Origin of the sequence: Methanosarcina mazei S-6 (assembly GCF_000970205.1) — an archaeon.
Classification (GTDB): Archaea; Halobacteriota; Methanosarcinia; order Methanosarcinales; family Methanosarcinaceae; genus Methanosarcina; species Methanosarcina mazei.
In genome coordinates, this window is sequence record NZ_CP009512.1 from 161125 (window position 1) to 182087 (window position 20963).

Genomic DNA, 20963 nt, shown 5'->3' on the forward strand with positions numbered 1-20963 from the left:
AGTAATGCATGTTGAAAAGTTAAAATCGGTCTATAATATTGTGTATATGTTCCGGTCGTGCATATTCTATTGTGAAAGTTACAGTCGATCAAACACTTTTCGGATAGGCTCTTAGTAAGAGATTTACTGTTTTTCTTTACTGCCTCTCTTGCTTTAGGCTATGTAATATACTACTGGTTATACGAGTATAATTTTCTCTTAGACTTAAAAGTTTTTCTTGATTTTTTTGGTTTCCGTTTATGAGTTTTTCAGAATCTTTATATATTTTGTCAATTTCAGCATTCACATTATTCAAATTATAACAGTACTGGCTCATACCTATGTAACTCATAAACCCACTTACTTTGTCTTGCCAAGAAATAGCTATAATTGGCATATACTGTGTAAATGCGATAATCAATGAATGCATTCTAGTCCCTATTACTAGGTCTTGTTTTTGGTAGAATTCTAGTAAATCACCTAAGCTTTTTATATGAATTACTTTTAAGTTTTCTTCTGTTATTTTTTTATTCCTTTCTTTTATATGGTTTTCTAATTGTAATATTACTTCATAATCTGTGTATGCACTCGAAAACAAGTAAAATACAAAATTTGGATTTTTATCATATAGATATACTATTAGCTTTTCATACATCTCAATATAGTAACTACTCTCCTTATACCATTTTAAGTTGGAAAAAGATTTTTTTCCAAAAGGAATAACTGATATAGCTATATTTTTCTGTTCTTTATTCTTAAATTCTACCCTTACATTATTTAGCAATAGGGCTGGATCTCCTGATACTGCAATATGTTGCTTCACATTTAATGTATCTTCAAGCAAAATCTTACTGTTCTCATCTCTTACTGTGATATAATCAGCCATGTTTAATGCATCAGAAAATAATTTCTGGGCTTTTTTGGATGAAATTGGGCCTGCACCAACAGAAATAATGAATACTTTCTTCTTTTTCTTTCTTGCAAGTTTTACTAATCGATTTACCTTTACTGCCCAATAGTTAGTGTTCAAGGTCATCAGTAGGTTTCCGCCCCCGATACATACAAAATCACATGTTTCTAAACCTTTTATATACTCTCTACAATATATTGAAGACAGACAATACATAGCATTTTCTTTATACATCGAATAAACATTTGAAATAAATTCATCATTTCTTATGAATAGTGACGATGTTAGATGTGAGTTTGAAAGAAACTTTTTTACTTTCTCATGTGTAGGTTCACTTTTCAAAAATTGAATTTCTGTAGTTGGCGTTTCCACTCTATTTAACGTTATGAAATCTATGAGAGTAACAGATAGATTCTCGCTCCTTAAAAATTTATATATCTGATCCGATATAACTAAGTCTCCAATATTCTGGCCATTAAATATGCCTACATACAGAACTTTTTTCATATTTTTCCCCTTTTCAACTTAGAAATGTTTTATTCATTCTTTTCTAATTGGTCTGATTTTTAATGTAGTTACTAAGTAGCTTGCACTCACAATACAAATTGACATTATATATTATTTTATATATATGGCGTTTTTATTTACCTATTAAGTAATTCTATGGTAAACTCCTGCACAAACCCTACATCTATGCAGAGGTTTTTTTCATTATTTCATTGATCACATTTGACTTCAAGGTTTAGCCTGCTCCTTATTTTTATTGGTATAAATGATCCTGCAGTTTGCCTTTCTAACTGTTTAAGTCCAAATTTCCATACCACTAACAGATAAATTATTGTCAAAATAATCCCATAGATGAATAACGAGATTATACCTGAAATCTGAAGATAATTTGAGATCAGATTAGATACTACTGTAGTTATAATCATAGCAACTACTCCTGGTAGCATAGAGTTTACAAACGTAGTTTTAGAGATCTCAAGAACCTTTGTAGCATACCAAGGGGTAAAAAATGCGTTTTTAAGTGTTAACATAATAGCTCCTGCCAATGCAACTCCGTAATAATTCCAGCCGGTAAGATAGGGAATCATTACTGCCAGGAAAAAATTTCCTATCCCCATAAAAAATGTGACAATACCTGGAATTCTTACTTTATTATATGCAACATTAATCGCGAAGAGGGGCGTTACTGGAAGGTTAATTACAAGATGAGATAACATTAAGACCATCAATAAAGAGAGTTTAGCAAATTCCGGGCCTATCCATAGTGAAAGAAGTTGTGGGGCAAAGCCGCATATGTAGCCAATCGGTAAAGCCATTGCAAGACCTGTAAATTTTACGGCACTCTTTGACACATTTATTAATTCATCAATTCTTTCCTTTGCATAATAAGTGAGAATTATTGGTGTAAGGACTCCCACAAGCATTCCTGCGATAGTACGCAACATCATGCTCCATGTTAGTACGACTGAATATTCCCCACCTGCAACAGCGCCAAATAATTTGTTCACAACTATTAGATCTATCTGGAGAAATAATAAAGAACCTATTTGGTTAATAATGACCCAGCCACCCATTCCTGTAATCTCATTGACCTTCGATCTACGGAAATCTTTTATATTTACCTTTAAATAGGGATTTATTTTGCGTGAGAAAACTATAGTTAAAATAAAAGCAACTGAAGCCCCGATTAAATAAGCCAATCCAATATAAACAAGGCTAGGAGAGTAAAACCTGAATAATAGTATGATTAAGCCTACCTGAACAAGAATATTTACTGCATTTACTAGGTTCTGGAGGTCAAGTCGGTTGTAGGCAAAGAGAGAAACTCCAAAATTACTACCCCACGCCCGCAATAAGAATGAACTTATCACTCCAAGAAAAAGTATTCTTGCAGCATTTTCCTGGCTGGTGGGGATTTCAAAGAATAAAGGTGCATAATATGAAATTAAGACTACAAAGGGAAGCATTAGTAATATAATTCCAAGAGTCCCAAAAAGAGCAGTATTGAATGTTATATTAGCTTTTTCAAACTCCTTTCTTTGTAAATCTATAGTCAGATGTCTGGACACGGATGTATTAAGCGACTGTACAACCAGGTTCACATAACCAGTTAGGGATGTAGCTAAAGGAACGAGCGCATAACTTGCTACACCAAGAGAATCAATAAAAAATGGTACCAGGAACAGACCGATTATAACATTTATTATAAAGTACAAAACATTAGCTAACAGGTTCTTAGGTACCTGCTTGCTAAAAGTTTCCTGGTTTTCAGTTAAATTAAGCAAATTTTTTCCTCTTCATAAGTTATTGATTTTTTTAATCTACTTTTTTTGGTCATGGCCGCGAGCCATTGATCAAATCTGAAAAACGAGAATATCACCGTTTTTAGAGAAATTTAGAGAAAATCTTATGCTTAAGATTTTCAACAACTCACGGACATGACCCTTTTTTGACATACATTTAATTGTAAAAAGATACTCGTTTCTCACATTCCCTTATTATTGGGCTCATTTTTATAATTTCAGGCATGGTGCCGAGAATAATTGCAATCTTCATATTTTTACCGCGTCCTTGCAGGAAACGATTCTTAGAATGTCTTACTCTTCTATGGAATTGATAGAATAGCTAACAGTTCTATAATTTTTGGTATTATGTCCAAAAAGTTCTTTTTCTCTATTTTGCTTTACGAGTATTCCTGCTCTTAATAAACTCTCAAAAGTTCCCGCATCGCTCCAGAAACCCTCAAGAACCCCGTAGTCCATGGCCCCTTTGCTTATGTAATAATTATTTACGTCCGTTATCTCAAGTTCCCCTCTTCCAGAAGGCTTGAGAGTTTTAATTGCATCAAAAACATCAGAATCATAAATATAGAGTCCCGTGACCGCAAAATTAGATTTCGGCTCTTTTGGTTTTTCCTCGATCCCTATTACTTTATCGCCTTTCAGCTCCGCAACTCCAAACCTGTGAGCGTCAGGCACTTCTTTTAAGAAAATCTTGGAACCATCATTAAAGTTTGCAACGTCTTCTCTGATGTTGTCCTGAAAGATATTATCTCCAAGAATAACAGTTACACTGTCCCCGTCAGCAAAATCTTCTGCCAGGCTTAGTGCCTGGGCGATGCCTCCGGCTTTTTCCTGAATTTCATAGGTAAAATGTACCCCAAAATCTACTCCGGAACCTAATAGTTCGAGAAAATGTCCTGCATGCCCTCTGCCGGAAACGATCATAATGTCTTTTATTCCGGCGTTTATTAGAGTCTCCATCGGGTAGTAGATCATTGGCTTGTCATAGACAGGCAAAAGGTGCTTGTTAGTTACTTTGGTTAGAGGGTACAGTCTGCTGCCTGTGCCGCCTGCGAGTATAACCCCTTTCATATATTTCTCTCCTGCAAATAGGTTTTAAGTGCTTCTCTCCAGTGTCTCATGGGTTCTGTTTTAGTATTCACAAGAACGGAATACTTCGGACGTTTTGCTTTTCTTGGGAATTCTTCACTGGTGCACGGAATTACATTATCAATTATAGAAGAAGCAAATTCGTACCAGGAACAGATTCCGTCATTTGTGATATGATAAATTCCCGGGTCGAGTTCAATTATTTCTTTTACTTTGCTGGCAAGGTCCATCGTGTATGTGGGTTTGCCGAACTGGTCATTGACAACCTTTACGGTATCCATTTCTCCTGATAGTTTCAGCATGGTTTCAACGAAATTTTTCCCATGCATCCCAAAAAGCCAGGAAATTCTTACAATCCTGTAATCATCCATATTCTCGATGATCTTTTTTTCACCGAGAAGTTTTGAATCACCGTATACATTAATCGGATCCGGGATGTCAGACTCCACATACTCTTTTTTGGAGCCGTCAAAAACATAATCAGTACTGAAATGAACGAGTTTTGCACCTGCTCTGGCGCAGGCTTCTGCAATGTATCCAGGTCCGTATCCATTGACCTGAAAAGCAAGTTCTTTGTTGTCTTCACAGCCGTCAACATTTGTGTAGGCTGCTGCATTTATCACGACATCAGGTTTTATTTTTAAAATGGATTCAATGACCTGTTCTCTGTCTGTAATATCGAGGTCATGGTGTGTCAGTTTAACCGCATCGGGAAAGGCTTTGCACAGGTCTGACCCGAGCATCCCGCTGGCGCCGATGATCAGCGTTTTAATGGCTCCCACCACCATTTGTTTTCCATGTACCATTTGACAGTCTGTTCGAGAGCGGTATCAAAATCATATCCGGGTTTCCAGCCTATTTTTTCCAGTTTGCTGCCGTCAAGGGAGTAGCGGAAATCGTGGCCTTTTCGGTCTTCAACATACTCTATTGAAGATTCGTCTTTCCCGATCATTTTAAGGAGCCGGTGCGTAATTTCAAGGTTTGTAAGTTCGTTTCCGCCGTCTATGTTGTAGATTTCTCCGGCGCTTCCGTTGTGGAGAACAAAATCGATCGCAGAACAGTGGTCTTCTACGTAGATCCAGTCCCGGATGTTCAGGCCTGTACCGTAGACAGGGACTTTCTTTCCTTCCATTAGCCTGCTGATGAAAAATGGAATTAATTTTTCCGGGTACTGGTAGGGACCAAAATTGTTTGTGCATCGGGTTATGCAAACCGGAAGTCCATAGGTTGTGTAATAAGACATTGCAAGGAGGTCTGATCCTGCTTTGCTTGAAGAATAGGGGCTTGAAGGGTTCAGTTTATCTGTTTCTGTAAAAGAACCTTCCATTGTGCTTCCGTAAACCTCATCTGTGGAAACATGAATGAATTTTTTGATCTTATTTGCAAGGGCACTCTGGAGAAGGGTGTTTGTCCCGAGTACGTTTGTCCTGACAAAAACCGAGCCGTCTTCAATTGAACGGTCCACGTGGCTTTCGGCTGCAAAATGGACAACCTGGTCTGCTGTTTTCATAACTTCGTTTACAACCACAGGGTCGCAGATGTCGCCTTTGACAAAAGAGTAATTCGGGTTGTTTTCAAGGTCTTTGAGGTTGGCGGGGTTTCCTGCATAGGTCAGTTTGTCAAGGTTTACAATCTGATAATCCGGATATTTTTTCAGCATATAACGGATAAAATTGCTGCCTATGAATCCGCAGCCGCCTGTTACAAGCAGTTTCAATTGAGTCACCTTTTTGTGGAGTATAGATAATTTTCAAGAGTAAATGTTTCATGAGTAACTATTTCGGGAGTAAATGTTTCAGGAGTAAATATTTTGGGAATAACTATTTCATGAGTAACTATTTCAGGTCATCAGAAATTCATTCTGGCGTTTTTCAATTCAGGCAGAAGCTTATCTTTCTCTGAAAGTTTTGCATCTCTTTCAGGTATTTTCCAGTCAATGTTGAGGGAAGGGTCATTGTAGATGATGCCGGCTTCAGCTTCCGGGTGATAATATTCATCACACTTGTATGCAAAAACGGCAGTTTCGCTCAGGACGGAAAAACCGTGAGCAAAGCCTTTTGGAATTAAAAACTGCTTTTTGTTTTCGCCGGAGAGTTCCACGCCTTCCCATTTCCCAAAAGTTGGGGAGTCCTTTCTCAGGTCTACGGCAACATCGTATACTCTGCCTTCCAGAACCCTTACAAGTTTTGCCTGGCTGTAAGGGGCTAACTGGTAGTGAAGGCCTCGGATCACGCCGTATGAAGATCTGGACTCATTGTCCTGTATGAAGTTATATTCCTTCCCGGTCAATGATTCCAGTGTTTTTTTATTATAACTTTCAAAAAAATAGCCCCTCCCATCTGCGTAAACTTTTGCTTCAAGGATTAAGAGGTCTTTTATTGTTGTTTTTATCAGGTTCATTTGTTTTGCCTCATTTGACACTTTTAAGCCGCTTCAGGGATTCCTCAACTTTGTGAACTTTTATTGAATTACACTTTACAGTTATTTAATACATTTGATTTAAGTTTATCATTTAACCAGCTTAATTTTATTTATTAGCTTCTTCTCATCCCTGGTCCCAAATTTGTTCTAATAGAAGTATTTTATGAGAGCATCTGAAATAGATTTTCTAAAATAAAACCTGAACCTGAAAAGTTTCAAGGAATTGTACAGATAATTGATATTATTTAAGAAGAAAATACAGAGCCAGTCGTTTTTAAGAAATCGTCCATCTTTTGATTTTCACTTGCGGCACTATTAATTATTATAACGCGCCTCTTCCTCAACAATAATATATATTTTTATCTTTGTTTTCTATTTTAGATGAATTTTATAATTTTATATTGCTTAGTTTCAGTTCATTAGCCAGCGGCTAACTTTTATGAGGATATTTTGGCAATGCTCTCAGAACTTTAGCAATGCTCTCGGAAGTGCCGCATTTTCTCATGAAATCTGAAATATAAGGTCAATTCACATTTATCAGTAAGGGCAGATTAAAACGGGTGTAGAACAGGTGGCTGAGGGTAGTTTTTTCTCTTTTATTCCGCAGGAAACCTCTGAAAAGTAGCAGAAAAATTGTCGGAAGATAGCCGTTATTCTTCCGGCTTATAATGAGGAGGTGTCCATAGGCAGCATTGTCCTGCTTGCCAGGAAGTACGCTGACAGGGTGATAGTTGTAGATGACGGGAGCACGGACAGGGCAGCAGAGCTTGCTGCAATCGCAGGGGCTGAGGTGATCGTGCATTCTTCGAATATCGGCAAGGGTATGGCTTTTAAGACCGGGTTTGCAGCAGCTGAGGGCGCAGATATAATAGTCACCATGGACTCTGACGGGCAGCACAACCCTGCGGATATTCCGAAGCTCGTTGCCCCGGTCCTCAGCGGCGAAGCTGACATGGTAAATGGGAGCCGTTACCTGAACGGCAGGGAGACGGACACTCCCGCATACAGGCGCGTAGGTCAGGCTATCCTTGACAGGGCCACGGTAATGAACTCAGACGTCAAAATCACCGACTCGCAGAGCGGTTTCCGCGCATTTTCAGCCTCCACAAAAGATATCTTCCGCTTCAATGCGCATGGAATGGCAATAGAAAGTGAAATGCTTGCCGACGCAGGCAGGGCAGGGTTAAGGGTAAAAGAGGTGCCCATAGGCGTCAGGTATGACGTTGACGGCTCGACCGAAAATCCGGTAAGGCATAGGGTCACCGTTCTCTTAAAGATTTTTAAGGACATGGAGTCCAGCAAACCTCTGTACTACTTTACGCTTCCCGGTTTCCTTCTCGGGGCGGGCGGGTTTTACATGGGGCTCACTTTCTTAAGGAATTTCTACCTGGGTGGGAGTCTGGAATTCGGGCCTACCATGCTCATGATCCTTCTGACTATCGTCGGTGTATTCATGTCTTTTACCGGAGTTCTCCTGCATTCGATAGCCGGGTTGCTCATGCATCTAAAATAAGTAGGTTCTGGCGGGATGAATTATGCTGTAATGGTATCTGAAAAATATCTAACATAACATACATTCCATAACATTCATGGCATGTATCTAAATTACTTGAATGGCAGGTTACTCAATCTCACTAAGGATAGATTTGAAAATCGGGACAAGAGGGGGGATATCCTGTTGTGCGGTGTCCCACAAAATTATCAGATCCACGCCAAAATATCCATGAATTAGCCTGTCTCGCATGGTAGCCATATCTCTCCATGGTACAGCCCGATATTTTTCCCTTATCTCCAGTGGTAAGTTTTTAGATGCCTCTCCTATGATTTCGATGGCTCGGATCACTGCATATTGTGTTTTCCTATCGTTGACAAACTGTTCATAGGAGTATTCGGCTATAAAGTCCTGAATATCGAGTAGGGCATTAAGTATATCTTCTATGTAATCCCCCGCAACTCCTGTGGTCATATTTCAACCACTTCTGAAAGGATGTGTTTTCCTATCCTCGGCTTCAGGGCAGTTTTTGATACCAGATCAACCTTGATCCCAAGTTTATCCGATAATTCATTCTCAAGCCTGGCATACCCTAAAAGTGTGATAGACCCGTTAAACTCTACCAGTATATCCAGATCGCTTGATGGGCTCTGCTCTCCCCGGATGTATGAACCAAAAATACCCATATATTTGATAGGGTACTTCTTCTTCAGTTCCGGAAGCATTTCCTGCAGTTTTTTGATGTATATGTCAACTCCACGTTGGCTCTGCAGTTTCATAGTGTTTTGAATTTATGGGCGTTCACATATAAATTAATAGTTTTTCCTTTAAGGAGCTTTTATTTGATGCTCAGTTTGTTTATGTAAAACTATGACTTTGAATAGATTCTCTTAATTAAGTTGTCATTTTTTCAGGACCGTCTGAGAGCATTTTGATCATTTTATTACGCACCTGCCTGGACTTCGGGGCTGCCGTGCTCATGATCCTTCTGACTATCGTCGGTGTATTCATGTCTTTTACCGGAGTTCTCCTGCATTCGATAGTCGGGCTGCTCATGCATCTAAAATGACTTAATAATATGACTTAAGCAGGGTTCAAAATAAATAGGGTGTGAAAACGGACTAATTCAAAATAAGTATCCAAACAAATTAATTCTAACTTTATTATCTAATTATTTTAATAATATTAAATTTTAATCTCTACCGTCACCACTTCCTTTATATATCGTCAACTCCCTTTAATTTTATTTAATACTCAGTGTATTAGTTGGGGTTGTTTGAATTATTGAGTGCCTCTGTTCGAAAGGTGCTCGCACGACAACGAAAAACAGGAAAATTCAGCTGTAAGAGGGATATTCCATTGGAAAATGAATGTTCCTTCCTGGCTGTGCCGAGAAACACCAGCTACAGTAAATCCTGCTTTCAAGTTCTCCGGATCGTGAATAAAGGGGTTTCAGGCTTGTCGATCAGTATAAAAACGGTTTAAAAGATGGTGCTGAAATTATCTTCAGACAACTCTTGCAGAAAAATTGGGAAAAACGGAAGAAAAACGTAACTGAGAATCAACAATTGATGATCCTTCTGAAAAGTTGCCGTAAAAAAACGGTCCAGCTTCATAACGAGTTGATTTAAATGTCTAAAATAGTGATCACAGGCGGTGCGGGTTTTATAGGCTCCCATATTGCAGAAAACCTCGCAAAAGATGGTCATGAGATTGTTATTGTCGATAATCTTGATCCTTACTATTCTGTTGACCTGAAAAAGAAAAATTTGAATATTGCCCTTAACAGCGGGGATGCCACTTTTATTAATGCTGATGTCACCGACCTTTCAGGAATAAAAGATGTCATTGACAGCACAGTAGATTACGTTTACCACGAAGCTGCCCAGGCAGGCGTCAGGATCTCGGTAGAGGACCCTTTTAAGCCAAACGATGTAAACGTGCGTGGCACTCTGAACGTGCTCAAAGCCTCTCTTGACGCGGGCGTAAAAAAGGTCATCAATGCTTCCTCATCTTCCGTCTACGGCAAAGTAAAATACCTGCCCTTCGACGAACGGCACCCAACAGAGCCAGTATCCCCATACGGCGTCAGTAAATTGGCTGCAGAGCACTACTGCAGGGTATTTTACGAAGTATACGGCCTCCCGACCACCTCATTACGCTACTTCACAGTATACGGTCCAAGAATGAGGCCCGACCTTGCAATCTCAATCTTCACCCGGAAAATGCTTGCAAACGAACCCATCACCGTCTTTGGTGACGGGGAACAGACACGGGACTTCACATACATCGAAGACGTCGTGGAAGCTAACAAAAGACTCCTTTACAACAGGGCAACCGACGGTAAAGTCCTGAACATCGGAGGCGGAAACCGGATCAGTGTAAACAACCTGATAGAAAACTTAAGGTTTATCACCGGCTCAACCTCTGAAATCATAAACGCCGACAAGCAAAAAGGAGACACAGAAGACACACTTGCAAATGTTGACCTTGGAAATAATATGATAGGATACACACCATTATTCAACATCAATAAAGGCCTGAACAAATTCGTAGACTGGTTTAAAACCGAAAATCAATGCCGTGATCCGGAACAATCCCTTTTAAGTCAGTCCGCTCCGCAACTTCTAAAGTAATATTCTTAATTTCATCTCCATCTCCAGCTAAAATTAGTCCTCTATTAGTCCTCTTGAGCGAGCAAAGCGAGCGAAAAGGACCGCGTGCTCCCGATGCGCAATTCGGGCGAGACGAGAATCGGGCGAGGCGCAATTCGGGAATTACCTGTATCTGGAAATCAGGTACTTTGCAATATAGCCGGCAAAAAGTTCCAGGTCGTCAATGTCTTTCTGAAGATGGGAGTAAAGTTTTCCAATGTCGATATCTGCATACATATGGACAAGCACGTTCCGAAATCCTGCGGCAGGTGCCAGTTTTCTGGAAAAATCCTCCGGGAGGATACCGCGCTGGCCAAGTATCAGGATAACTTCTCTATAAGTATCCGGGCGCCTCAGTTTTTCAATGGAAATGACCATCTCGCAGATATCAATCATGCAGGCGAGTGAGACCTCCATGTACCTTTCAATCGCTCCTCTCAGAGTATGGTTGTTCATTATCTCTTCAATATCATACTGTTGATACTCTCTGAGGATACTGACATACTCCCCAAGCTGTTCCAGCTTGAAGTTTATCTCTTTTATCATCGGAACCCGCTCTCTGATATCCTTTTCAGGCTTTCTTTTGCATGCCTTTCAATATGGTACCGTTCGTCCAGGTACCTTGACATCATTTTAGTCTCAAACTTTACCCTTAAAGGTTCGTCGGACTTCAATATTATTCCCTCACGTATAATATTATATGTCAAAAGGAGAGGAGAATCATTGAGTACCACAAGGTCCACATTATCCGTTTTAAGAATGCATGTAAGTTCGCTTATCAACTCCACCTGGGGGTCAAAAGATTCCTTTCGTAAAAGAGCATCATCAAAAAGTACAGCAATATCTATATCGCTAAGGCAATTAGATTCTCCCCTGGCAGTCGAGCCGAAAAGATAGGCTAATTTAACGCTCCCCACTCCTGATAAAAAGTCCCTTAGCTTCTGTTCAAGCTGTTGGAGGTTTAATTGTGGCACAACAGGTTGCATATCGAAGATCACCCGTTACTTTATGTCTATTTCTGTTTATAATTTATGCGGGCTTCATAATTTCCAGACCCGTTTCCTCAAGCTTCTAAAACCCAATCCAAAACTACTTCGAGTAAATACGCAGATATTTCCAGTACCGATATTTAATGAAAATTGAAATTTGAAAATAAGTTGCCCTCAGGCTGACCTGTTCTTTTTCTTTCTCACTCCGATTAAGTTCAGCTACTCTCAACTATAAAGCAGTATTCTTAATTTCAGCTCCATCTCCAGCTAAAATTAGTCCTCTTGAGCGAGCAAAGCGAGCGAAAAGGACCTCGTGCTCCCGAAACGAAACTCGGGAAGGACACCGTCCTCCCGAGACGGGACTCGGGAGAATAAACTTTATCATCTCTTAAGGAAAATAGGTTGGTATGCAGAAACGTGCCGAGATCAAAGTATATGGCCGAGTCCAAAAAGCAGGTTTCAGAGACTTCATTGATGAGATTGCCTTTAATCTGAATCTCAATGGATACGTTAAGAATCTCGACGACGGGACAGTGCAGGTTGTTTGCGAAGGAGAAGAAGCCGCAATTAGCGAATTGCTCCAAAAAATTAACGTCACTCAGTACCCTATCAGGGTAGAAAACATTGAGGTGACTTGCAAAGAACCGACAGGTGAATACGGGACATTTGAGCTTATTAGAGACGAAGACCTGACAACAGCAACTTATGAGAGAATGGATGTAGCTGCGCGGTATATTCGTGAAATGAATTCAAACCTGTGCCAGAAGATGGATTCTATTGGCGGGAAAATTGATGGCCTCGGAGGAAAAATGGACTCTCTCGGGGGCAAAATGGATTCTCTTGGAGGCAAAATTGATTTTCTCGGCGGGAAGATCGACGTTCTGGGAGGCAAAATTGATTCCCTTGGTGGGAAAATTGATGTTTTTGGCGGAAAAGTGGATTCCTTCGGTGGAAAAATTGATGTCCTGGGCAATAAGATCGACCTTGCCAGGGTGGAAATTACATCTGAAATACGCATAAGCCGGGAGAGTCTCAGGTCTCATCTCGATGAAAGGATTTCGGTCATAGAACGAGAATTAGCCCTCATTAGAGCAAAAGTTGTGACCTGAAACAATTTTCTTTACTTTTTTTCCCTTCTCTATAATTCCTTTAAACTTTCTTTCCTTTCTTTAAAGTTTTCTTATTTTTCTTGGCTATATTGCTTTTCAAGCTTTTAATTCCTGATAAAACCCTGAACATGCTTTTCTCTGATAATCTGGGGACGCTTAAGACTAGTTGGAAAAATTAAAATTTAAAGCAGGCAGGGTTTCAGTTAAATTTCCATTTAAGCCTGCTTTAAATCTCTGATATATTTTTCTGTTCCTCTTCAATTAGCGCAGTTTCTTTATTATTACAATCCCGATAAGAAGAGTTCCTATAAACCCTATGAGGAAAGAAGCAAGTTTTGGGGGGTTCTTTATTACTTCTGCTGCCTGAAGTGCTTCTCCTCTGATCTGAGGCCCGAGGCTTTCCAGTCCTAGTGAGCTTGCGGTGTCAGGAATGGAATCCTCGGTTTCCTGGGAGAGGGGCTCCTGGCTCTCTGTTACAGGGTTATTGTTTGTTTCCTGTTTTTTATTTGATCCGTCAGATTTTTTGGCTTCGCGGATGGATACCTCGGTCTGGGCTACACCGACAATGCCTTTGCCTTTTTCGTAGGCGCCTGCAAAGAGAAGGTAATCACCCGGAGGGAGGTCAAAAGCAGTAAGTGAGAGTGTGTTCTGATTCTGTTCTCCTATGCTGATGGTACCGTTTCCTTCCCCTATGAGGGTCTGAATTTCAGTCGTGAGTTCGTCTTTGTTGAGTTTTGTTTTATAGTTAGTTGAGTTGATGTCAAACTCATCAATGACATCTATTCCATTAACAAATACACTGGTTTCTGCTGCTGTCCCATTTGAGCTGGCATATATTTCTGCGCGGTAGGCATCTTCCCTTATCAGCAGGGCGCCATATGTGTAATTCCCCTCAGAAGGAGCTTTTTTCAGGTCCAGGCTGACCTCAAGGTTATCGCCATCTTTGAGCTTATTTGGGGACTTTATTTTCAGTTCATATTCCAGAACCTCAAAGCATGTTGCGGAAAGGACTTTTCTCTCTGACTCAGGGTCCACATTTTCATCACCTGCAAGCATTATGACTACTCCGTAGCTGCCAGCATAAAGGGGGTCAAGGGTCAGGGAAGAGGGGAGGTCTCCGTTTTCATCCAGGGTAACAGTGTTTATCAGGGTTGTAGAATTCGTGGTGTCATCAAAGACTTCTTTCAGGCTCACGGAGTTTCCGTCCCTAACATCCGTGAAAGCCTCATCAAGGGAGTTAAGGTCAAGTCCCTCAACCAGGTAAATATTAGCCTCCTTCTGCCCGAAGGCTTCAGGACCTTTATAATCCAGAGTCACTTTGTCTTTTTCAGTGTAAAAAGGATGAGCAGTGTACGGATACGAAACAGTTATTTCAGTTTCTTCCTCTGATGCCTCTGATTTCAGTTCAAGAGCAGCTCCTGCACTCTTAAGGCTGCCTGTCCCGTTATATGTAAAATTAAGAGGTTGGGGGAGCTGAATTTCATTTCCTCCGCTCAGGAGGATCCAGCCTCCTTCAGTCAGGTTTTCATTGTGGTCTGCAAAATACACGCTGTTCCCGTTTTTTTCAATAACTGCAATCCAGGGTCCATCTTCAGAGAATGCCGCTGACACCGGACTCAATAAAAAAATAAGAATCAAAACTGTCAGGGTTAACCTGAATATTCCACCATGAACTCTATACATTCCTGTTCTCTTCTTCAATTATAGCACCCCTCAGTTACCTTTTTCCTTTCTGGTTCCGGCTTTTGTCTTTTTCAGGGCTTCATGTGTTAATTTTCTTAGTTAGTATAATTCAACATTCATATATTTGTTTAAATACTTGTTTGATTTATTCAGAATACATACTTGATTTATTTAAATACTTGTTTGATTTATTTAGAATACATACTTGATTTATTTGGAATAAATACTTGATTTATTTAAATATACATTTACTTTATTTGGAATATCTATTTGATTCATTTAGAGCATTATTTTGCTATTAAATTCATTGAAAATGCCTTTACAAACTTTTACAGGTTTGAAAATCACTTCTGCACGAATTTACTCTTTAAAATTTCAATAATTTTAACGCTTTTTTCTCCTCGAATAAAACAGGAGCAGTATCACTCCGGTTAAGGTTCCTGCTGCCAGTATATTCCAGTTTTTCCATTCCCCGGAAAAATCCTTTTTTGAGCTTTCTTTCTTTCCTGGTGAAGTATTTACGTCTGAAGGCGGTTTTTCTGCCGGCTTCAGGGTAACCTGCTTTGTGGTGTTCCCGGCTTTTATCTCAAAATTGCCTGCTGGTATGGATTCTGTATTATATCTATAACTGAAATTGCCCGAATTGACTTCCATCTGCTGGCGACCTGTAATCCTGAGTTTGACCTCGGAGGCATTTGACTTTCCATCTATCCTGATCTGATAAGTCCCTGGAGGTACAGCGGACTGCGATATCTCTGCAACTCCTCCTTTTGCCTTTGCAGTTCTGCTTATCCACAGTATCATTTTTACCCTCACGTTCAGGTCTTCGGCTCCTTTAGCCTGTACATTGAAACGGTTCTTGAATCCGGGTGAGATTTCCACATTTTCAAGCAAATACTCATATCTGCCTTCTGAGACCGGAACATCTTTTTCAAAGGATACAAGTATCTCAGCCGTATCTCCAGTGAAATTGGACCCTTTTATCTCTATTATATCCCCGGCCACCGGGCTTTCAGGGACCAGTTCCCAGCTGTTAGCTGCAGCTGAGGCAGCTCCGGGGAGGGTGACCAAAGATATGAATAAAGAAAGCTAAAGCAGAAACTTTAGCTTTTTTCCACTTTTCCGGGACGTAAGACCAGTAAAAACCAATTTTGTGAACGTGGTTCCTTTAAAAAGCAAGATTTTGAATCTCCTTTCTCCACTTTTTCCGGCTGCAGTTTCTGGCCTGATCAGTTCATGTGTGCACATAAATCAGCATACATATGTGATTTTGCTTTTTATTTCCAGATTTTTCGACGTGAATTGTCAAGCCATCGGGCAGTTTGATACTAACATGTTTCAGAAAAGTCTATTTATATTTTACTACGGATTTTTATAGTTTTAAATTCTTATATAAATCTAAATATTAATCTTTACTTAAATTCCGACCTAAAAATTCTGAATATGGAAATTAAATGGGGATTTCTGGCAATAAAATCGGCTGTAACCCAAAAGGAATTGAATATGTAATTAATTTTCCAGCTTCTATTCAGTGTATTTTTCTCTTTACTTCCCTTTACTTTTAAGTCCGGGGCTATGGAGACCAATTGAGTTAATAACATTTTTCAGCATTATTTTCGTTTGTCCTGATCATCCTGAGGTGTGGAGGTGTAAATTTCAGTCTCTTACGCTTTTCCCGGAAGTTTGAACTCGGCAATAATCTCTTTCATCTGCTTATCCATCTTCAATATATACAGATAGTAAATGCAGATTATCAAACCGGATATTACAACAAGAAGGATCTGGTTTATTCCCGCGGTCTTGAGCGCAGTAAGAACCACTCCCGCAGGGATAAAAAGGACAAAGTTTGAGAATACTATTTTAAGGGCTTTCGAAGTCTTTACTCCTGAGTAATACATCATTTTCAGGCACAGATACCCATATACCACAATACCTGATATTGAAAAAAGGATAAGGGCTATACGAGCGTTTCCGAGAATGCCTCCGATTGTAAGAGAAAGGAAGCGGGTTGTAAGGTTGAAAAAGTTATAGCTGAAGCCGAAATGGTGCTCTTCCACAACCAGGTATATTGTGGTCAAGGGGGATGAGATAAACCATATAAAAGCCCAGAGGCTCAGGATCTGGGCATATACTCCTGCTTCCGTCCAGGCTCTCCCGAAAACTACTGTAAAGACGTCTCCGCCTACAATTGTGAGAATCAGTATAGGAAACATGCCTATAATCACAAGTATTCTGAAAACACTTTCTACAAGAATGCTGAGGGTGCCGTCGGATACTGCTCTGGATGCCCTCTGATAAAATACCTGTGAGATTGAGCCGCCGATAAAACTCATAGGCAACTGAAGCAGGCGGAACCCAAGGGAATAGAAGCCGACTATTGCGGGAGTAAAAAACGCTGAGAGTAGAAAAGCCGGGAGCTGCCAGGAAACCGAGTTCATAAGGGCAGACCAGCTGTCTATAAGAGGAAGGTTGCGGTGACGCACAGCGCCTTCATATATTTCCTTCCAGCTCAGGCTCTTTTTTATCAGGTTTTTATCATCTCTCCAGATCTGGCCCCCAAGCACAAATGTCGCTATAGACTGACCTGCAAGACTGCCCCCTATTAAACCGGCTGAGGTCGGAGGGTGCTGCATAAGTCCCAGGGCTATCTGGGTTGCAGTGGTTGAAACCGAACTGGAAATCTTTGAGAAAGAGAGCCTCTTGAAGAGCTTTGTTCTTGAGTTCCAGTGGGTGAGTGCAAGAAAAATCCCGTTTACAAACACGAACGGAGGGATAAGCCATAAATAACCCTCTATCTGCGGGGCATTTAAGAGATCAACCAGCTGGGCTTTAAAATACCATACTGCTGGCACGGTTAATCCGGTCACAGTCAGGACTGCAAGGACGCTAAGACCTAAAAGGTTTACTGCCTCCCTGTCTGATTCTGGCAGCATTATAGAATAGTCATACCTGAGGCATGAAATAACACTTATAATGCTGGTGATGGAGACGTAAAGAGCCCAGACTCCAAAGTCTTCAGGTCCGTAAAGCCGGGTAAGGACAGGGGCTGCCAGAATCGTGAGGATCTGGGCAAAAGTTGTTCCGCCTGCAAGTGTCAGTACATCCGACGCAAAACTTGACTTTTTTTCGTTACTATATGGCTTTTCTGCTGATTCTTCTATCTTTCTATCCATAGCAGTACCCTGTGAAGGAAGTTGTTTTTCAGCCAGATATCCAAAAGTTTTAGTTCCCGTGTTGGGTCATTTAAAGACCCTGAAGCATATTTCCCTGAAGAATCTTAATTCTTCAAATTTCAGTATCCTGACTTCTCCTTTTTTCTCTGTGCCTTTTTATCTCCCTTCCAAACTCCTATACACAAATTCTCCTTTATATACTCATCCGATTCTAAAGCGCCCTTTTCCCATTAGTGACAGCCTTTATCCGGAAAACCCGCGAAATAAGAATTTTTACAGATATATTTTACCCTGCAGTACCGGACAATTATTTATTATCCTCGCTTATCAGAGAGATATAATTACATCTCAACGGATAAAATAATTATCGATATTTCAAAAGAAAGTCACTGTTAACTCTTTAAGATAACAAAACTGTCTGTCAACATCAACCAGGCAATTCACCTGAGGCAGCCGTATTTTAGCAAAAAAGAGTTCTCTTTGAACTGTCTTTTATTGATGCTGTTTTTTGTTCAATAACTGTGATTTCTCAATAGTAATGTATAATGTTCCTTCTGTAGTGGTATATCGTTCTCTAAATTCAATATACGTCTACTTTAGTTTCCAGGCTCAATCTTACTGGTCCACCAGTTGTAGATTTCCTCTCCACTGGTAATCCAGGCGTTTTTCTCGGCGCAGTATTCAAGGACTTTTTCATAATACCTGAGGTTCTCTCCATCGATGCACATATTATTGTGCCAGAGGATAGTGATCACACCGTTATATTTCTCAACTGTATTGATCAGATGCTTTGTACATTCCCAGGCTTTCTTAACGTTCAGGCGCATGTAATCCTTCAAAAGAGAACGGTCCATTATCACCAGCGGGATCTCCAGGATATCGATCTGGCGCCCCTCGTTTAAATTAAAAGGCCTGTAAGGATGGCACATCCCGTTTCTAAAACCGGCACAGTCCGAATATCCGAATGTGGTATCGTATTTGAACCCTGCTTTGCTTAATAATTCCCAGGTATCCGGTACTCTGAACCTTAGATAGTGGTTTCTGTACCCGACAACCTTTTTGCCCAGGACTTCCTCAAGTCGCCTCTTTTTTTCTTTAATATCTTCAAGGCTGTTGTAAGACTCGTGCCCTCCGTGAAGTCCGACTTCCCATCCGCTATCTGATATGAATCCAAGCTCGGTTTCAAGATCTTTAATATTATAATTGAAGTCGGTTTCTTCAGATGTCAGGGCAAGAAAATAGAAACTGGATTTTGCATTGTACTTTGCTTCAAGAGCCAGTATTTCCCTGAAGTTCCAGCAAGGGTTCCATTTCCTGTTAACTCTTGAAAAAGGAGCTTTTACTGCTTCAGCCAGTTTCCCCCTGGAAAGGGCTTTTACTGGCCCGACAATCGGATACAATTTGTCCGGATAAATCGCATCGATATCATGTGTGAGGCAGACAGCGAACTTTTTCCCGTCAGGATACTGAGGTTTTAACCCGTTTTCTACCAGAAATTTGGAAACCCTCGGCTCAAAGATATTCCTGTGACTGCTCAGATAATAAGGGAACCTCTCATACGCGTCGCGAAAAGTTACGCTGTACTCTTCTTTCCTGGTAAAGAGGTCCCAGAGTTCTTCGTTTTCTTTCAGTTTATCAAACATAATTTTCGCCCTGTTTCCCAGAATATAAAATATATCAAAGGGGAATTTTCCCCTTCATTTTATTTTATGTGAGTTTTTGTCTCCCCTCCCAATTCCCTTGTAAACGAACCCTTTCCCGATAAATTCGTCCGGCTCGATGACATTTCTCCCATCAATAATAACCGGATTTGCTTTTGCGCTTACTTTCTTTGCCCAATCAGCTTTAAGGCTGGAGTATGCACTGTGCCCTGCAAGTACAACTATAGCGTCTGCGTTTCTGACAACCTCTTCCAGATTATCTAAAATTTCAACGCCCGGATAATTGACAACGTAAGGGTCGTGTACCATTACGCTGGCCCCGGCTTTCAGGCAGAGGTCCCTGTATGGTTCCGAAGGTGTGTTTCTGGCATCGTCCGAATCTTTGATAAATGCCCAGCCGAGCATTGCGACTTTTGAGCCATCCATCTTCTTCCCGAGCCTTTCAAGGGCTGCAACGGTCAGGTTATACATGTGTGCGGGCATGAAATCATTGACTTTCCTTGCAAGCACGTAAATAGAATCTGCACCTTCCGGATAGTCAAGTTCTCCCCTCCCGATTTTAACTCCTCTTTCAAGGTGGTAAGTGTCTTTGGTCAGGCAGTGGCCTCCAACTCCTGCTCCGGGCCAGAGGACAGCCCTTGTAATTCCCTCGCCTTTTAAGCTGTCGACTCCTGTCCTGACATCATAGACATTTATGCCCATAGCTTCACAGTAAAGGGCGAGCTGGTTGATTGCTGCAATCTGAAGGTCGCGAAAAGTGTTTTCTGCGGTTTTTGTGACCTCAGCCGCTGTTGCACTCATAGGGATAACCTGTCCGACTGTGAGCACAGGGGAGTACAGTTCAACAGCCCTTTTTGTGCTTGCTTCATCTATTCCGCCCACGATCCTGTCGTGTTCTCTGATGTTCTTTAAAAGCCTGCCTACCATCACTCTTTCGGGGGCGTGTGCAAGGGCAAAATCTTCACCTGCTTTTAGCCCTGACTCTTCTTCAAGGATCTGTTTTGCCATGCCTTCAGTTGTCCCGGGAGTAATTGTGGATTCCAGGACCACAAGCATCCCCGGTTTAAGGTATTTGCCCACATTTCTGATACCATCTATAAGCGCGCTGAAATCAGGTTCCAGGTCTTTGGGATTTGCAAAAGGAGTCTGAATTGCAAGTGTAACTGCATCAAGCTCGGAAATCCTTGAAAAATCAGGTGTGCATTCGAACTTTCCGGCTTTTACAACCTTTCCAATAAGCTCTTCAAGGCCGGGCTCTTCCCCTTTGAGCGGGCTCTCCCCTCTGTTAAGCATTTCAATTTTATAACCCGAGCTTTTTGAGTTGCGCTGGAAGCCGAGGACTTTCTCAAAACAGGGAGCATCTGCAAAAAGGACAGCAGCAGGGATTCCTACATATCCCATGCCAAGAACGCCTATCTTTTTTATAGGGCCGCGTTCCTTCAAAAGTTTTTCTAATTTGCTCATACTTATCACTTTCCGGTATTGTTTTTTAAA

19 protein-coding genes are annotated in these 20963 nt (G+C 40.8%); 4 read left to right on the forward strand and 15 right to left on the reverse strand.

Going from position 1 to position 20963, the window contains the following annotated elements:
- Positions 1 to 136: 136 nt before the first annotated feature.
- From MSMAS_RS00695 to rfbC, 6 genes are all read right to left on the reverse strand, one after another.
- Positions 137 to 1396, reverse strand: a complete 1260-nt coding sequence (locus MSMAS_RS00695; RefSeq protein WP_048046266.1) for a polysaccharide pyruvyl transferase family protein — start codon at positions 1394 to 1396, stop codon at positions 137 to 139.
- A gap of 209 nt (positions 1397 to 1605) precedes the next feature.
- On the reverse strand, positions 1606 to 3180 hold the full coding sequence (locus MSMAS_RS00700; RefSeq protein WP_048046267.1) for a lipopolysaccharide biosynthesis protein: 1575 nt from the start codon (positions 3178 to 3180) through the stop codon (positions 1606 to 1608).
- A gap of 312 nt (positions 3181 to 3492) precedes the next feature.
- Positions 3493 to 4269 carry a sugar phosphate nucleotidyltransferase gene (locus tag MSMAS_RS00705; protein ID WP_048043774.1) on the reverse strand — a complete coding sequence of 259 codons (777 nt, stop codon included), beginning with the start codon at positions 4267 to 4269 and terminating at the stop codon, positions 3493 to 3495.
- Entirely contained in the window at positions 4266 to 5093 is an 828-nt protein-coding gene (rfbD, locus tag MSMAS_RS00710; RefSeq protein ID WP_230633318.1) for a dTDP-4-dehydrorhamnose reductase, read from the reverse strand. The genes MSMAS_RS00705 and rfbD overlap by 4 nt, the downstream gene beginning before the upstream one ends.
- Complete coding sequence (rfbB, locus tag MSMAS_RS00715) at positions 5048 to 6004, reverse strand: dTDP-glucose 4,6-dehydratase (RefSeq protein ID WP_048046269.1); 957 nt, start codon at positions 6002 to 6004, stop codon at positions 5048 to 5050. The genes rfbD and rfbB overlap by 46 nt, the downstream gene beginning before the upstream one ends.
- 131 nt (positions 6005 to 6135) lie before the next feature.
- A complete protein-coding gene (gene rfbC / locus MSMAS_RS00720; protein WP_048040693.1) occupies positions 6136 to 6687 on the reverse strand; it encodes a dTDP-4-dehydrorhamnose 3,5-epimerase in 552 nt (183 codons plus the stop codon).
- A gap of 673 nt (positions 6688 to 7360) precedes the next feature.
- On the opposite strand from rfbC, the gene MSMAS_RS00725 reads away from it, so the two are divergent.
- A complete protein-coding gene (locus MSMAS_RS00725; protein WP_080942059.1) occupies positions 7361 to 8221 on the forward strand; it encodes a glycosyltransferase family 2 protein in 861 nt (286 codons plus the stop codon).
- Positions 8222 to 8329: 108 nt separating this feature from the next.
- Here MSMAS_RS00725 and MSMAS_RS00730 read toward each other — a convergent pair whose 3' ends face one another.
- Positions 8330 to 8674 carry a HepT-like ribonuclease domain-containing protein gene (locus tag MSMAS_RS00730; protein WP_048036835.1) on the reverse strand — a complete coding sequence of 115 codons (345 nt, stop codon included), beginning with the start codon at positions 8672 to 8674 and terminating at the stop codon, positions 8330 to 8332.
- Positions 8671 to 8979: a nucleotidyltransferase family protein gene (locus MSMAS_RS00735; protein ID WP_048036797.1), complete on the reverse strand. Its 309-nt coding sequence runs from the start codon at positions 8977 to 8979 to the stop codon at positions 8671 to 8673. Before MSMAS_RS00735 ends, MSMAS_RS00730 begins: the two co-directional genes overlap by 4 nt.
- A 152-nt stretch (positions 8980 to 9131) precedes the next feature.
- On the opposite strand from MSMAS_RS00735, the gene MSMAS_RS19335 reads away from it, so the two are divergent.
- Together MSMAS_RS19335 and MSMAS_RS00740 are read left to right on the forward strand one after the other, a co-directional pair.
- Positions 9132 to 9269, forward strand: a complete 138-nt coding sequence (locus MSMAS_RS19335; protein ID WP_200898286.1) for a hypothetical protein — start codon at positions 9132 to 9134, stop codon at positions 9267 to 9269.
- Positions 9270 to 9831: 562 nt separating this feature from the next.
- Positions 9832 to 10836 (forward strand): SDR family NAD(P)-dependent oxidoreductase, encoded by a 1005-nt coding sequence (locus MSMAS_RS00740; protein WP_048036837.1) that lies wholly within the window; start codon positions 9832 to 9834, stop codon positions 10834 to 10836.
- A 141-nt stretch (positions 10837 to 10977) separates the two neighbouring features.
- On the opposite strand, the gene hepT is transcribed toward MSMAS_RS00740, so the two are convergent.
- Both hepT and mntA read right to left on the reverse strand, forming a co-directional pair.
- Positions 10978 to 11400, reverse strand: coding sequence for a type VII toxin-antitoxin system HepT family RNase toxin (gene hepT / locus MSMAS_RS00745; protein WP_048039608.1), 423 nt, complete (start codon positions 11398 to 11400; stop codon positions 10978 to 10980).
- On the reverse strand, positions 11397 to 11840 hold the full coding sequence (gene mntA / locus MSMAS_RS00750) for a type VII toxin-antitoxin system MntA family adenylyltransferase antitoxin (protein WP_048046271.1): 444 nt from the start codon (positions 11838 to 11840) through the stop codon (positions 11397 to 11399). Before mntA ends, hepT begins: the two co-directional genes overlap by 4 nt.
- Positions 11841 to 12250: 410 nt before the next feature.
- Between mntA and MSMAS_RS00755 the strand changes: the two genes are divergently transcribed.
- Entirely contained in the window at positions 12251 to 12952 is a 702-nt protein-coding gene (locus tag MSMAS_RS00755) for an acylphosphatase (protein ID WP_011033108.1), read from the forward strand.
- Between the two features lie 261 nt (positions 12953 to 13213).
- On the opposite strand, the gene MSMAS_RS00760 is transcribed toward MSMAS_RS00755, so the two are convergent.
- The 5 genes from MSMAS_RS00760 to MSMAS_RS00780 form a co-directional block, all read right to left on the reverse strand.
- Positions 13214 to 14653: a TIGR04279 domain-containing protein gene (locus MSMAS_RS00760; protein ID WP_048046272.1), complete on the reverse strand. Its 1440-nt coding sequence runs from the start codon at positions 14651 to 14653 to the stop codon at positions 13214 to 13216.
- A gap of 366 nt (positions 14654 to 15019) precedes the next feature.
- A complete protein-coding gene (locus MSMAS_RS00765) occupies positions 15020 to 15706 on the reverse strand; it encodes a hypothetical protein (RefSeq protein ID WP_011033106.1) in 687 nt (228 codons plus the stop codon).
- 593 nt (positions 15707 to 16299) lie between these two features.
- Entirely contained in the window at positions 16300 to 17808 is a 1509-nt protein-coding gene (locus tag MSMAS_RS00770; RefSeq protein WP_048046273.1) for a lipopolysaccharide biosynthesis protein, read from the reverse strand.
- Positions 17809 to 18404: 596 nt separating this feature from the next.
- Positions 18405 to 19451: a polysaccharide deacetylase family protein gene (locus MSMAS_RS00775; RefSeq protein ID WP_011033104.1), complete on the reverse strand. Its 1047-nt coding sequence runs from the start codon at positions 19449 to 19451 to the stop codon at positions 18405 to 18407.
- 54 nt (positions 19452 to 19505) lie between these two features.
- Positions 19506 to 20933, reverse strand: a complete 1428-nt coding sequence (locus tag MSMAS_RS00780) for a nucleotide sugar dehydrogenase (RefSeq protein WP_048042555.1) — start codon at positions 20931 to 20933, stop codon at positions 19506 to 19508.
- Positions 20934 to 20963 lie beyond the last annotated feature (30 nt).

Coding starts and splice junctions, on each gene's coding strand:
- rfbC (WP_048040693.1), bottom strand. CDS start 6,687: ATGAACCTGATAAAAACAACAATAAAAGACCTCTTAATCCTTGAAGCA.
- hepT (WP_048039608.1), bottom strand. CDS start 11,400: ATGATAAAAGAGATAAACTTCAAGCTGGAACAGCTTGGGGAGTATGTC.
- MSMAS_RS00695 (WP_048046266.1), bottom strand. CDS start 1,396: ATGAAAAAAGTTCTGTATGTAGGCATATTTAATGGCCAGAATATTGGA.
- MSMAS_RS00780 (WP_048042555.1), bottom strand. CDS start 20,933: ATGAGCAAATTAGAAAAACTTTTGAAGGAACGCGGCCCTATAAAAAAG.
- rfbD (WP_230633318.1), bottom strand. CDS start 5,093: ATGGTACATGGAAAACAAATGGTGGTGGGAGCCATTAAAACGCTGATC.
- mntA (WP_048046271.1), bottom strand. CDS start 11,840: ATGCAACCTGTTGTGCCACAATTAAACCTCCAACAGCTTGAACAGAAG.
- MSMAS_RS00775 (WP_011033104.1), bottom strand. CDS start 19,451: ATGTTTGATAAACTGAAAGAAAACGAAGAACTCTGGGACCTCTTTACC.
- MSMAS_RS00770 (WP_048046273.1), bottom strand. CDS start 17,808: ATGGATAGAAAGATAGAAGAATCAGCAGAAAAGCCATATAGTAACGAA.
- MSMAS_RS00755 (WP_011033108.1), top strand. CDS start 12,251: ATGCAGAAACGTGCCGAGATCAAAGTATATGGCCGAGTCCAAAAAGCA.
- MSMAS_RS00705 (WP_048043774.1), bottom strand. CDS start 4,269: ATGAAAGGGGTTATACTCGCAGGCGGCACAGGCAGCAGACTGTACCCT.
- MSMAS_RS00735 (WP_048036797.1), bottom strand. CDS start 8,979: ATGAAACTGCAGAGCCAACGTGGAGTTGACATATACATCAAAAAACTG.
- MSMAS_RS00740 (WP_048036837.1), top strand. CDS start 9,832: ATGTCTAAAATAGTGATCACAGGCGGTGCGGGTTTTATAGGCTCCCAT.
- MSMAS_RS00730 (WP_048036835.1), bottom strand. CDS start 8,674: ATGACCACAGGAGTTGCGGGGGATTACATAGAAGATATACTTAATGCC.